At 68.5% G+C, this 12,706-nt stretch carries 11 protein-coding genes; all 11 read left to right on the forward strand.

The annotated features are described in order from the left end of the window. Positions 1-39: 39 nt before the first annotated feature. Positions 40-423 (forward strand): DUF3040 domain-containing protein, encoded by a 384-nt coding sequence (locus JE033_RS00110; protein WP_200328656.1) that lies wholly within the window; start codon positions 40-42, stop codon positions 421-423. A 475-nt stretch (positions 424-898) separates the two neighbouring features. Next, complete coding sequence (gene mraZ / locus JE033_RS00115; protein ID WP_090149408.1) at positions 899-1,330, forward strand: division/cell wall cluster transcriptional repressor MraZ; 432 nt, start codon at positions 899-901, stop codon at positions 1,328-1,330. Between the two features lie 12 nt (positions 1,331-1,342). Next, complete coding sequence (gene rsmH, locus JE033_RS00120) at positions 1,343-2,326, forward strand: 16S rRNA (cytosine(1402)-N(4))-methyltransferase RsmH (protein WP_200328658.1); 984 nt, start codon at positions 1,343-1,345, stop codon at positions 2,324-2,326. After that, positions 2,323-2,931, forward strand: coding sequence for a hypothetical protein (locus JE033_RS00125; protein ID WP_090149400.1), 609 nt, complete (start codon positions 2,323-2,325; stop codon positions 2,929-2,931). The genes rsmH and JE033_RS00125 overlap by 4 nt, the downstream gene beginning before the upstream one ends. Positions 2,932-2,959: 28 nt before the next feature. Further along, positions 2,960-4,759: a penicillin-binding protein 2 gene (locus tag JE033_RS00130; RefSeq protein WP_200328660.1), complete on the forward strand. Its 1,800-nt coding sequence runs from the start codon at positions 2,960-2,962 to the stop codon at positions 4,757-4,759. A gap of 41 nt (positions 4,760-4,800) precedes the next feature. Next, the gene (locus JE033_RS00135) at positions 4,801-6,339 is read left to right on the forward strand and encodes a Mur ligase family protein (RefSeq protein ID WP_200328662.1); all 1,539 of its coding nucleotides are present in this window, start codon (positions 4,801-4,803) and stop codon (positions 6,337-6,339) included. Then, positions 6,336-7,745 carry a UDP-N-acetylmuramoyl-tripeptide--D-alanyl-D-alanine ligase gene (gene murF / locus JE033_RS00140; protein WP_200328664.1) on the forward strand — a complete coding sequence of 470 codons (1,410 nt, stop codon included), beginning with the start codon at positions 6,336-6,338 and terminating at the stop codon, positions 7,743-7,745. Before JE033_RS00135 ends, murF begins: the two co-directional genes overlap by 4 nt. Continuing rightward, on the forward strand, positions 7,742-8,830 hold the full coding sequence (gene mraY / locus JE033_RS00145) for a phospho-N-acetylmuramoyl-pentapeptide-transferase (RefSeq protein ID WP_090149390.1): 1,089 nt from the start codon (positions 7,742-7,744) through the stop codon (positions 8,828-8,830). The genes murF and mraY overlap by 4 nt, the downstream gene beginning before the upstream one ends. Before the next feature lie 11 nt (positions 8,831-8,841). Continuing rightward, positions 8,842-10,350: a UDP-N-acetylmuramoyl-L-alanine--D-glutamate ligase gene (gene murD, locus JE033_RS00150; protein ID WP_234037032.1), complete on the forward strand. Its 1,509-nt coding sequence runs from the start codon at positions 8,842-8,844 to the stop codon at positions 10,348-10,350. Beyond that, entirely contained in the window at positions 10,350-11,546 is a 1,197-nt protein-coding gene (gene ftsW / locus JE033_RS00155; protein WP_090149383.1) for a putative lipid II flippase FtsW, read from the forward strand. The genes murD and ftsW overlap by 1 nt, the downstream gene beginning before the upstream one ends. Beyond that, positions 11,543-12,625, forward strand: a complete 1,083-nt coding sequence (locus JE033_RS00160) for a glycosyltransferase (RefSeq protein ID WP_200328668.1) — start codon at positions 11,543-11,545, stop codon at positions 12,623-12,625. Before ftsW ends, JE033_RS00160 begins: the two co-directional genes overlap by 4 nt. Positions 12,626-12,706 lie beyond the last annotated feature (81 nt).

Genomic DNA, 12,706 nt, shown 5'->3' on the forward strand with positions numbered 1-12,706 from the left:
GATCGGTACCAAGTTTTCCCGAAGCGCAGGAGGGCCGTCATGGCGCTGTCAGAGCACGAACAGCGGTTGCTCGACGAGATGGAGCGCGGCTTCTATCAGAGCGAGGCCGACGTTCTCCAGGCTGGCTCGTCGGAACCCCGTCGACTGAACTATCGGTCGCTCGTGCTCGGCATCATCGTCGTGATCCTCGGAATCGGAGTCCTCGTCGCCGGAGTGGCGGTGCAGCTGCTGTGGCTCGGGCTCATCGGGTTCGCCGTGATGCTCGGCGGCGTGATCCTCATGCTGTCTCGTCGCTCTTCCGGGCCGCTCACCGTCGAAGACATCACCTCCGCCGGTTCGGGTCCGAAGGCACCCCGCTCGCGAGAGTCGTTGAGCGAGCGCATGGAGCGCCGGTGGGATCAGCGCATGGAGGGCGAGCGGTAGCTCGACCAATGCTGCGCGCACCGCTGCTGCGCGCGCATCGCGTGCGCTACGGCACCAGTTGAGTGCGAGCCCGCTCCCGATGTGAAGCCCCCGCTGCGGGGGCGAACCGGATCGATCGCGTCAGGTCAATGACCTGGCGCTTTTTTTGCGCCCGCTCGGCGATGCTCGCGATCTGACGCGGCGCTCGACTGCGGGTCCTGCCGGTATTCGGCGCGCGCGCCCCGCGATGCACTCCACTTTGCTCCATTCGAACCTTCCGCCGGGGTCCGAATCGCGTGAAGACGGGCTTTCTCGGGAGCTTGAAGGCTCGAATCCGTCGGCGTGCTGCCCGTCACCGTGCGGGCCTCCCCGTGTCGTCGCCGCGTATTCTCGCGAATTCTCTCGATTCCGCCCGCAAAGTGGAGTGTGTTTAGGAACAAGTGGAGGAAAGTGGAGTAAACTGGCGCTCGAGGACGAGTCGGCGAAAGGAGGTCCCATGTTCCTGGGAACCTTCACGCCGCGCCTGGACGAAAAGGGCCGACTGATTCTTCCCTCGAAGTTTCGGAACGAACTCGCCGACGGCCTCGTGATCACCCGCGGGCAGGAGCGCTGCCTCTACGTGTTCAGCGAAACCGAGTTCGCCGAGATGCATCAGCGACTGCGGAGCGCACCGCTCGCCTCGAAGCAGGCGCGCGACTACCTCCGCGTGTTCCTCTCAGGGGCGCACCCCGAAACACCCGACAAGCAGAGTCGCATCACCATTCCGCAGAACCTCCGTGAGTACGCCGGGCTCGATCGCGAGCTCGCCGTCATCGGCGCCGGTTCGCGCGCGGAGATCTGGGATGCGGAGGCTTGGCAGACCTACCTGGCGGCGCAGGAAGCAGCGTTCTCCGAGATCGAGGAGGAGGTGATCCCGGGCATGTTCTAGCCCGGAATCTCTATGGCACACGACAACACACGCGATCCGAGCGGTCTGCACACCCCCGTGCTGCTCGAGCGCTGCCTCGAACTGCTCGCTCCGGTGGCGCAGGGCATCGCCGAGGGCGACACGCCCGTGATCGTCGACGCGACACTCGGCATGGGCGGACACAGTGAAGCGCTCCTCGACCGCTTCCCCCGGCTCACCGTGATCGGTCTCGACCGCGACACCGAGGCACTCGAACTCGCGGGCGCTCGTCTCCGGCGATTCGGGGACCGCGCGATCCGCGTGCACGCGGTGTACGACGAAATCGCCGAGGCCGTATCCGACAGCGGCTTCTCACGGATCGACGGCGTGCTCTTCGATCTCGGCGTCTCATCGCTGCAGCTCGACGAGGCGGACCGCGGCTTCGCATACGCCCAGGACGCTCCGCTCGACATGCGCATGGACCAGAGCAGCGGGGAGACCGCGGCCGACGTGCTGGCTGCGGCGCCCGAGGGCCGCCTGCGCGCGATCTTCGAACGATACGGCGAGGAACCCCTCGCGGGCCGCTACGCTCGCGCGATCATCGCGGCCAGGGCGGACGCTCCGATTCTGCGAAGCGGACAGCTCGTCGAGGTGCTGCAGGCGGCGACCCCGGCCGCGGTGCGAGACCAGCGCCACCCCGCGAAGCGCGTATTCCAGGCGCTGCGCATCGAGGTCAATTCCGAACTCTCAGTACTCGAGCGCGCGATCCCCGCTGCGCTCGATCTCCTGAAGGTCGACGGCCGTGCGGTCGTCATGTCGTACCAGTCGCTCGAAGATCGTTTCGTGAAGCGCGAATTCGCGCGTCGCACGGCGTCGACCGCGCCCGCCGGCCTGCCCGTCGAGCTCCCGGAGCATCGTCCCGAGTTCCGCCTCCTCACACGCGGAGCCGAGCTCGCCGACGACGCCGAGCGCGCGCGCAACCCGCGCGCCATCCCCGTGCGCCTGCGCGCAGCCGAACGAATGAGGGACGCACGATGAGTACGACGCTTCCGATGGAGTTCGACGCGGCGGCGCTCCGCCTCGGCTCACCCTCTGGCACGCCGGCGCCCACCCAGCCCGAGCGGCACCTGCGCCCGGTGCCGCACCCCGCGGCCCGGCCGGCGAAGCGCTCGCAGCGCAGCCCGCTCGCGGGAGCGCTCATCGCGGTCGGCGTCGTCCTGGCCATCTTCGCAACGCAGCTCGGTCTGAGCATCGCGATCTCTCAGGGCGCATACGAGTCGCGCGCACTCGAGGTGGAGCAGCGCGACCTCGGGCGCGTGGAACGAGTGCTGTCGCAGAACGTCGACAAGCTCGCGTCCCCGCAGAACCTCGCGGAGAATGCGGCCGCGCTCGGCATGGTTCAGAACTCGCGGCCCGCGACGCTCCGCCTGAGCGACGGCGCAGTGCTCGGGGCGCTCGACTCGGAGACGACGGAAGCCTCTGGCAACCTCATCCCGAATGCGACCCTCGAGAGCATGCCGGTGGTGGACGCCGCAGGCCTCCTCGTGCCGCGGAACTCCGGACAGGCCGCGGGCGCTCAGGCCGAAGACATCGATCCGCCGGTACGGTGGACGGGCAAGCTGCCTGCTCCCGATACGCACTAGGCAGTAGCAGAACTCCGGGAGGAATCGGATGCTGAGACTGCGCGGATCTTCGCTTCGCCGGGCCATCGCGCTCGCCATCATCGTCGTCGCTGCGATCGTGTTTCTCGTGCGACTCGTGGACGTGCAGGTGGTTTCCGCCGCCGCCCTGAACGAGGATGCGAAAGACAAGCGCGCGGTGCCCGTCGCGATTCCGAGCGTGCGCGGCGACATCGTCGATCGCGACGGGGAAGTGCTCGCGACGACGGACGAACGCTACGACGTGCAGCTCTCGCCGAAGAACACGCGTCTGAACGACGGCGTGTTCTACCGCTTCGACACCGAACGCGGCGTGGGCACGGTCAAGGTCACCGCAGCGCAGGCCTTCGAGGAGATCGGAGCGGTGACCGGGCAGAGCGGCGAGGAGATCCAGAAGATCGTGGATGACGCGCTGAGCGACAACCCGAAGTCAGACTTCGCCTACGTGCAGCGATCCATCGATCTGACCCAGCTGAACGCGCTCAAGGCGCTCGAGATCCCGTGGCTCACCTTCGAGAGCCAGCACACGCGCACCTACCCCAACGGCGCGGTCGGCGGCAACATCGTGGGGTTCTCCGGAGCCGACGACGTGCCGCAGGCCGGCGTCGAGCTGTCGCAGGACGCCTGCCTCACCGGGGTGGACGGCACTGAGACCTACGAGCGGAGCGAGGACGGAGTGGCGCTCCCCGGGAGCGTCGTCGTCACCAGGAAGGTGCAGGACGGCGGGACGGTGCAGCTCACGATCGACCGCGACCTGCAGTGGGAGGCCCAGCAGGCGATCAACCAGCAGGTGCAGTCCGTCGGCGCGGCGTACGGACTGCTCACTGTGATGGACGTCCAGACCGGCGAGCTCGTCGCCGTTGCGGAGGACGGCTCGGTCGACCCGAACGACGTCGATGCCTCAGACCCGGCGAAGCGCGAAGCGCGATCCTTCACCTCGCCGTACGAGCCGGGCTCGACGTTCAAGGCGATCACCGCGGCGGCGCTCATCGACCAGGGCGTCGCGACGCCCGCGTCGCAGAACCTCACGCCCGACTACCTCGAGCCGGAGCCAGGCGTGCGCTTCGGCGACGCGTTCAACCATCCCGAGATGCCGTGGACGTTGACCGGCATCCTCACGCAGTCGTCCAACGTCGGCACCTCGATGCTCGGCGCGCAGCTCGACGCCGAGACGCGATACGACTACCTCAAGCGATTCGGCGTCGGCACCGCCACCCAGGCGGGAATGCCGGTCGAGGATTCCGGTCTGCTGTACGAGCCGGGGGACTGGGACCGCCAGACCTCGTACAACACCATGTTCGGTCAGGGCCTCTCCTCGACCGTCGTGCAGACTGCCGGCGTCTACCAGGCGATCGCGAACAAGGGCGTGCGCGTGCCGCCCAGCGTGGTGCAGGAGTGCGTGGAGGCCGACGGCACGACGACCGCGCCCGAGCACGGCGAGCCGGTCACGGCGATCTCGGAGAGCACCGCAGCCGAAATGATGGGCATGCTCGAGACCGTCACCACCGAGGGCTGGTTCAAGGACCTCATCGCGATCCCGGGGTACCGGATCGCAGGCAAGACCGGCACCGCGGAGCAGGTCGACCCGGCTACTGGGCTCTATCGCACGGACTACGTGCACTCGTTCGCAGGGATCTTCCCGGCCGACGACCCGCAGTACGTCGCGGTAGCATCGATTGCGTTCCCGACGTCGGGAGGGGACGGTGGCGTCGCTGCACTCACCGCCTTCCGGCAGGCCGCAGAGGCGACGATCCGCACGTTCCACATCCCGCCATCCACGGGGGAGTTCCAACCGCTCCCCACCGAGTATTGATCACGCCCAGGAGGCCAGCACCCGTGAGTACCGGAGATGCTTTGAGCATTCGCCCGCAGCAGCCCGTCCCCGTCCCGCTCGACGAGATCGTCGAGCGATTCGACGTGCGCGCCGCGGGCCGGTCGACGGGGCTGTTCGTCACCGGCGTCTCGCTCGACTCGCGCGATGTGCGACCCGGCGACCTCTACGTCGGCATGCCGGGCGCCCAGCGCCACGGTGCGGAGTTCGCCGCTCAGGCCGCCGCATCCGGTGCGAGTGCGATGCTGACCGACGCGGCCGGCGCCGAGCTCGCCGCGGCCGCGGGGACGTCGCTGCCCGTGCTCGTCTCCGACGCGCACCCGCGCCTGATTCTCGGCGACGTCGCCGCGGTCGTCTACCGCACCGACGGCTTCTCCGCGCGCACCTTCGGCGTCACCGGGACGAACGGCAAGACGAGCGTCGTGTACCTCATCGCCGAGCTGCTGCGCGCGGCAGGCATCACCGCGGGGCTCAGCTCCACGGCGGAGCGCCGGATCGGCGACGAGGTGGTGGTGAGCAACCTCACCAGCCCCGAGGCCTCCGAGCTGCACGGACTGCTGGCCCGCATGGTCGAGGTCGGCGTCGAGGGCGTGGCTATCGAGGTGTCGGCCCAGGCGGTCGTTCGCCACCGTCTCGACGGCCTGCGTTTCGATGTCGTCGCGTTCAACAACTTCTCCCAGGACCACCTCGACGAATTCGGCGATCTGGAGACCTACTTCGCAGCCAAGCTCGCGCTGTTCGCGCCGGAGCACGCGGAACGCGGCGTCGTCGTCGTCGATTCGGCCTGGGGGCAGCGCATCGCACGCGAATCGCAGATCCCGGTGACGCGCCTCGCCACCGAGTACGGGCGGGACGCCGACTGGCACCTCGCGGTCACACGCCAGACGCTCGACGGCGTGTCGTTCGTGCTGCAGGGGCCGGAGGGCGCCCACTTCCGCGGAAGCGTTCCGGTGTTCGGTCGCTTCATGGCGGAGAACGCCGCGCTCGCGCTGATCATGCTGCACGAGGCGGGGATTCCGCTCGCGCAGGTCGAGGCGGGACTCGAGCAGGGTCGCATCCCGGTGTACATCCCCGGTCGTCTCGAGCAGATCACGGAGAGCGGCAGCACGGGCCCGCGCTTCTACGTCGACTACGGGCACACGCCCGGGGCATTCGAGGCGATGCTCGACGCCCTCGGAGAGGTCGCGCCGGGGAAGATCATCTTCCTGTTCGGAGCCGATGGCGACCGCGACACGACGAAGCGGGAGGAGATGGGAAGGATCGCGGCTGCGGGCGCCGACACCGTCATCATCTGCGACTACCACCCGCGCTCCGAGCCGCCGGAGGCGATCCGCGCTCAGCTGCTCGCCGGAGCCCGCTCGGCCCAGCACGCCGAGGTCATCGAGGAGGGCGATCCTCGGGCTGCCGTGCGCCTCGCCATTTCGCTGGCCGAACCCGGTGACGTTATCCTGTATGCCGGTCCCGGACACGAGGACCATCAAGAAGTCGCCGGGCGGTTCATCCCGTACTCGGCGCGTGACGAAGTTCGCGGTGCGCTCCGCGAGGCAGGACTGCTCCCGTGATTGCACTGACACTGGCCGAGATCGCGACCGCCGTGAACGGCCGCCTGGTCCCCGGAGACGGCGGAGCGGGGCCGGAGACGCTCATCGACGGCGAGTCGCAGACCGACTCCCGCGAGGTCGGACCGGGGCACATCTTCTTCGCCCGACGCGGTGAGGAGACCGACGGACACCGATACGCCGCTCGAGCGGTCGACGCCGGTGCCGCTCTGCTCGTGGTGGAGCACGAGGTGGACAGCCGCGTTCCGCAGATCGTCGTCGCCGACAGCACCGATGCGCTCGGCGCCCTCGCGACCGAGGTCGTGCGACGCGTTCGCGAAGCGGGCGACCTCACGATCGTCGGAATCACCGGCTCGAACGGCAAGACGACCACGAAGAACCTGGTCGCCGCAATGGCAGAACGCACCGGCCCGACCGTCGCTTCAGCGAAATCGTTCAACAACGAGGTCGGCGGGCCCGTGACGATGCTCCGCGTCGCACCGGATACGCGCACGCTCATCGCCGAGATGGGAGCGAGCGCAGAAGGCGAGATCGCACGTCTCACCGCGATGGCGCCGCCGCACATCGGGGTCGTGCTGACGGTCGGACTCGCCCATGCGGGAGAATTCGGCGGGATCGAGACCACCTTCCGCACGAAGAGCGAGATGGTGCGCGACCTGCCCGCGTCTGCGATCGCCGTGCTGAACCGCGACGATCCCCGCGTCGCGCAGATGGCCGAACTCACGCGCGCCCAGGTCCACTGGTTCGGTCTCGGCTCGGAGGCCGACGTCCGTGCGACCGATGTGGATGCATCGGCGGACGGCACACGATTCGTGATCCACGCCGACGGAGCGTCCCTCCCCGTGCACTTCCGGGTACTCGGGGAGCACCACGTCATGAACGCGCTTGCGGCCGCGGCGGTGGGGCGGGCGCTCGGGATCCCGCTCGCCGAGATCGTCGAGACGCTCGAATCGGCGACCCTCGCCGCCCCGGGGCGCATGGAGGTGCTCGGCGGACGCGACGGGGTGACGATCATCAACGATGCCTACAACGCGAGCCCGGACTCCATGAGCGCCGCGCTGCGCACGCTTGCACAGATCCGCAGACCGGCCGGGCGCTCGGTCGCCGTCCTCGGAGCGATGAGCGAGCTCGGCGAGTACTCCATCGACGAGCACCGACGCGTGGGGCTCCAGGCGGTGCGGTTGCGGATCTCCGAACTGGTGGTCGTGGGCGCCGAGGCGCGCCAGCTGCACATCAGCGCGATCAATGAGGGCGCCTGGGACGGGGAGAGCACCTTCTTCCCCACCCAGGACGAAGCCTTCGCCTACCTCACCGAGACACTGCGCGCCGATGACACGGTGCTCGTGAAGTCCTCGAACGCCGCGGGCCTCCAGCGACTCGGAGATCGTCTCGGGGAGGCGTACGCATGATCGCGCTGCTCATCGCCGGCGGGTTCTCCCTCCTCTACTCGCTGCTCCTGACGCCGTTGTTCGTGCGCGGTTTCAACCGGCTGCGCTGGGGCCAGCCGATTCGCGTCGACGGGCCGAAAGAGCACGAGATCAAGCGCGGCACGCCCACGATGGGCGGAATCATCTTCCTCTCCGGGTCGGTGATCGCCTACTTCGTCGGCAAGCTCGTCATGGGCGAGCAGCCCTCTCCATCTGCGCTGCTCGTCATCCTGATGGCCGTCGGAGCGGGGCTCGTCGGCTTCATCGACGACTTCATGAAGACGCGGCAGCAGGCATCTGCGGGGCTCGGAGGCTGGGCGAAGATCGCAGGTCAGGTCATCATCGCGGTATCGTTCGCGGTGCTCGGCATCCAGTTCGCGAACGGCGCGGGCATCACCCCGGTGTCGACCCATGTCTCGGTCTTCCGCGACCTGCCCTTCGACTTCATGACGTTTGGCCCCATCATCGGCATCGGGCTCGTGATCATCTGGGTCATGGTCATCGTCACGGCGACGACGAACGCCGTGAACGTGACAGACGGTCTCGACGGTCTCGCAGCGGGATCCGCCATCTTCGCGTTCGGCGCCTACCTCGTGATCGGGTTCTGGCAGTCCGCGCAGAGCTGCGTGAGCAACGCTGCGGAGCCCGGGTGCTACGAGGTGCGCGATCCGATGGATCTCGCGGTCATCGCGGCGGCTTTCCTCGGCGGCGTCGGCGGGTTCCTCTGGTGGAACACGAACCCAGCGCATGTGTTCATGGGTGATACGGGATCGATGGGCATCGGCGGCGCCATCGCGGCGCTCGCGATCCTGAGCCGCACCGAGGTCCTGCTGATCCTGATCGGCGGACTGTTCATCATCGAGACCGGTTCGGTGATCCTGCAGCGCCTGTACTTCAAGGTCACGCGCGGCAGGCGCATCTTCCTGATGAGTCCGATCCATCATCACTTCGAGCTCAAAGGGTGGGCCGAGGTGACCGTGGTCGTGCGATTCTGGATCATCGCCGCCCTCTTCGTCATCGCCGGGGTGGGCGCGTTCTACGGCGAATGGCTGCTGCAGCAGTCGTGATGGGAGCAGACATGAACAGCACTGGCGGAGACGCAGCGATCTACGCGAAGCTGGTCGCTGACCGTGTCGATGCGCTGACGAGTTGGCACCACGACTGGACCGGACTCCGCGTCGCGGTCCTCGGCCTCGGCGTGACCGGGTTCTCGGTCGCCGACACGCTCATCGAACTGGGAGCGCGCGTGCGGGTGATCGCGGGTGCGCCGGATTCGGAGCGCGAACGACTGCTCGAGGTCATCGGGGCGGAGTACTTCCAGTCTGCTGAGGACGAGGCCCAGCTCGCCGACCTCGCCGCCTTCGACCCCGAGCTCGTGATCGTGTCTCCCGGGTACCGGCCGGACCATCCGCTCACGACCTGGGCGGTCACTCGCGATGTGACGGTGTGGGGAGACATCGAACTCGGCTGGCGCCTCCGCGATAAGACGGGCAGGATCGCCGACTGGATCTGCATCACGGGCACGAACGGCAAGACGACGACGACCCAGTTGACGGCCCACATGCTCTCGGCCGGCGGGCTGCGGGTCACGCCGGCTGGGAACATCGGCACTCCCATCCTCGATGCACTGCGCGACCCCCAGGGATACGACGCGATCGTCGTCGAGCTGTCGAGCTTCCAGCTCGAGCGCCTGGGTGAGATCTCGCCCTACGCGAGCGCATGCCTGAACTTCGCGGACGATCATCTCGACTGGCACGGCAGCCACGACGCCTATTGGGCGGCGAAGGCGAAGGTGTATCAGCACACGCAGGTCGCCTGCGTGTACAACCGTGCAGACGCGGCGACGGAGCGCATGGTGGAGGCCGCGGATGTGGTGAAGGGCGCCCGGGCCGTGAGCTTCGGGCTCGACACCCCTCCGACCAGCGGCTTCGGTGTGGTCGAGGGGATCCTCGTCGATCGCGGCTATCACGCGGAACGCCGCAGCGAGGCGTTCGAGCTCGTCACGATCGAGGAACTCGCAGAACGAGGCCTCGCGGCCCCGCACATGGTGCAGAACGTGCTCGCCGCGAGCGCCCTCGCCCGGTCCCGCGGCGTGGAACCGGGCGAGATCGCGCGAGCCGTGCTCACCTTCGTGCCCGATCCGCACCGTGCGCAACAGCTCGGCGAGATCCAGGGGCTGCGCTGGATCGATGATTCGAAGGCGACGAACGCCCACGCTGCCGATGCGTCGCTGCGTGCGCTGCACGATGTCGTGTGGGTGCTGGGCGGTCTCCTGAAAGGCGTCGACATCGACGAGCTCGTGCGCACGCACGCGATCCGGTTGCGCGGCGCCGTGGTGATCGGAGTCGATCGTGAGCCGGTGCTCGCCGCACTGAGACGGCACCTGGGGGAGCGGCCCGTCGTCGAGATCGACGACGCCGGGCTCGACCCCGACGGCATCATGCGGTCCGCGGTGGCGCAGGCCCGTGCGATCGGGCACCCGGGCGACACGGTGCTGCTCTCACCCGCTGCGGCGTCCATGGATCAGTTCGCCGGCTACGCCGACCGCGGCCGACGCTTCCAAGCTGCGGTCCGAGAGCTGGAATGATGTCTGCGCGCACGAGCGAGCGCGAACCGGGCCGGGCTCCCGCCCAAGCCCTGATCCGGCTGGGCGGCATGCTGCGCATCGGTTCCGATCGCACGGTCATCGCGCTCTACACCATCACGCTGCTGCTGGTGGGCTTCGGCCTCATCATGGTGCTCTCGTCATCATCCATCACCTCGTATCTCGCCGATCAGGGCTTCTTCGGAGGGTTCTGGCGTCAGGTGATCTTCGCCGTCATCGGCATCCCCCTGATGCTCGTCGCCGCCGCAATGCCCGTGAGCTTCTGGAAGCGCTACGCCTGGGCGCTCTTCGGGCTCGGCATCCTGCTGCAGCTGCTGGTGTTCACACCGCTCGGATTCGAAGTGGCCGGGAACCGGAACTGGATTCAGCTCGGCGGCGTGACTGCGCAGCCGTCCGAGGCGTTGAAGCTCGCGCTGGTGGTCTGGGTCGGGGCCGTGATGCAGCGGAAGGAGCCGCTGTTCGGCCAGATGCGGCACGAGCTGATCCCGGTCGTCATCCCCGGGGCTCTGATCGCCCTGGGAGTCGTGCTGCTCGGCAAGGACCTGGGTACGGTGATGATCATGGCCGCCCTCGTGTTCGGCGCGATGTTCTTCGGGGGCATGAGCTGGAAGACGCTCGGGGTGACGGCCATCGGCGCGGCGCTCGCGGTCGCCTTCTTCGTGCTGTCGAGCCCGAACCGCATGGCGCGGCTGCTCAGCCACGCCGGAGGGACCGACGACTACAGCGGCATCGACTGGCAGGCGACGCACGGGTTGTGGGCCCTCGCCGGCGGCGGGCTCTTCGGCGTCGGGCTCGGCAATTCGAAGGCGAAATGGTCGTGGCTTCCCGCGGCCGACAACGACTACATCTTCGCGATCATCGGCGAGGAGCTGGGGCTCATCGGCGCACTGCTCGTCGTCGTGCTGTTCATCGCGCTGACCGTGGTGATGCTCCGCCTCATCGTGCGGGCGCGCGACCGGTTCGGCCGAGCCGTGGTCGGCGGCGTACTGGTCTGGATCGTCGGCCAGGCGTTCGTGAACATCGCGGTCGTCGTCGGCGTGCTGCCGGTGCTCGGCGTGCCGCTCCCGCTCATCAGCTCGGGCGGTACCGCCCTCATCGCGTGCCTCATCGCCATCGGCGTCGTCATCTCGATCGCCCGCGATGCCGCACGACATCAGGAAGAGATTGGACACGCATGACCACGTATCTGCTGGCCGGCGGCGGAACCGCCGGGCACGTGAACCCGCTTCTGGCGCTCGCCGACCTCATTCGACGGGAAGAACCGGGGGCCGGCATCATCGTGCTCGGCACCCGCGAAGGTCTCGAGGCGCGGCTCGTGCCGGAGCGGGGTTACGAACTGGTGCATATCGAGCGCCTCCCATTCCCACGTCGCCCGAACGCCGCGGCGCTGCGGTTTCCGGTGCGCTTCGCGCGTGCGGTCTCGCAGGTCCGCGAGTTGATCCGCAGCCGCGGCGTCGACGTGGTGGTGGGATTCGGCGGGTATGCGTCGGCGCCGGCGTATCGTGCTGCGGCTCGCGAAGGCGTTCCCACCGTCATCCACGAGGCGAACGCGAAACCGGGCCTGGCGAACCGCTGGGGCGCCAGGAGCACGCCGCACGTGGCGGTGACGTTCGCGGGCACGCCGATCGCAGGGGCGCGGGTCACCGGAATGCCGTTGCGGCCAGAGATCACGGGACTCGACCGTGCAGCGCTCCGCGACGAGGCGCGCGCGCACTTCGGACTCGATCCGGCTCGCAGCACCCTGCTCGTCACGGGAGGTTCGCTCGGTGCGCGTGCGCTCAACAGAGGGATCGCGGGCTCGGCGCAGATGCTCGTCGACGCCGGCATCCAGGTGCTCCACGTCTGGGGCGGTCTCACCGAGCTCGAAGACCCCGGCGTGCCCGGGTACGTCGTGATTCCCTATTGCGACCGCATGGACCTCGCATTCGCGGCCTGCGACCTCGCGGTATCGCGAGCGGGCTCGACGACGGTCAGCGAACTCGCGGGCCTCGGGATTCCCGCGGTACTCGTGCCCTACGCCGTCGGCAACGGTGAGCAACGATTCAACGCTGCCGGCATGGTCGAGGCCGGGGGAGCGCTGCTCGTGGAAGACGGGGAACTCACGCCGCAGTGGGTGCACGACGTGCTCGTGCCGCTCCTGCTCGACGACCCCCGACTCGAAGCGATGTCGCGGCGCGCTCGCTCAGCCGGCGCGCTGGACGGCACTGAGCGCTTGCTCGAACTCGTGCGGGAGGCCGTGGGCGCCGCTGGAACCTGAGCGACTTCGATCGCTCAGCGGGTCCTCGGCGACGGGCGCCTCGCATCGCGGTACGCTTGACTGTCGATTCGTGCTGAGGAG

The organism is Leucobacter sp. L43, from assembly GCF_016597785.1.
Lineage (GTDB): Bacteria > Actinomycetota > Actinomycetes > Actinomycetales > Microbacteriaceae > Leucobacter > Leucobacter alluvii.

Excerpts from the sequence above, each read along its gene's own strand:
- JE033_RS00110 (WP_200328656.1), top strand. The coding sequence starts at position 40 with ATGGCGCTGTCAGAGCACGAACAGCGGTTGCTCGACGAGATGGAGCGC.
- mraZ (WP_090149408.1), top strand. The coding sequence starts at position 899 with ATGTTCCTGGGAACCTTCACGCCGCGCCTGGACGAAAAGGGCCGACTG.
- rsmH (WP_200328658.1), top strand. The coding sequence starts at position 1,343 with ATGGCACACGACAACACACGCGATCCGAGCGGTCTGCACACCCCCGTG.
- JE033_RS00125 (WP_090149400.1), top strand. The coding sequence starts at position 2,323 with ATGAGTACGACGCTTCCGATGGAGTTCGACGCGGCGGCGCTCCGCCTC.
- JE033_RS00130 (WP_200328660.1), top strand. The coding sequence starts at position 2,960 with ATGCTGAGACTGCGCGGATCTTCGCTTCGCCGGGCCATCGCGCTCGCC.
- mraY (WP_090149390.1), top strand. The coding sequence starts at position 7,742 with ATGATCGCGCTGCTCATCGCCGGCGGGTTCTCCCTCCTCTACTCGCTG.
- murD (WP_234037032.1), top strand. The coding sequence starts at position 8,842 with ATGAACAGCACTGGCGGAGACGCAGCGATCTACGCGAAGCTGGTCGCT.
- ftsW (WP_090149383.1), top strand. The coding sequence starts at position 10,350 with ATGTCTGCGCGCACGAGCGAGCGCGAACCGGGCCGGGCTCCCGCCCAA.
- JE033_RS00160 (WP_200328668.1), top strand. The coding sequence starts at position 11,543 with ATGACCACGTATCTGCTGGCCGGCGGCGGAACCGCCGGGCACGTGAAC.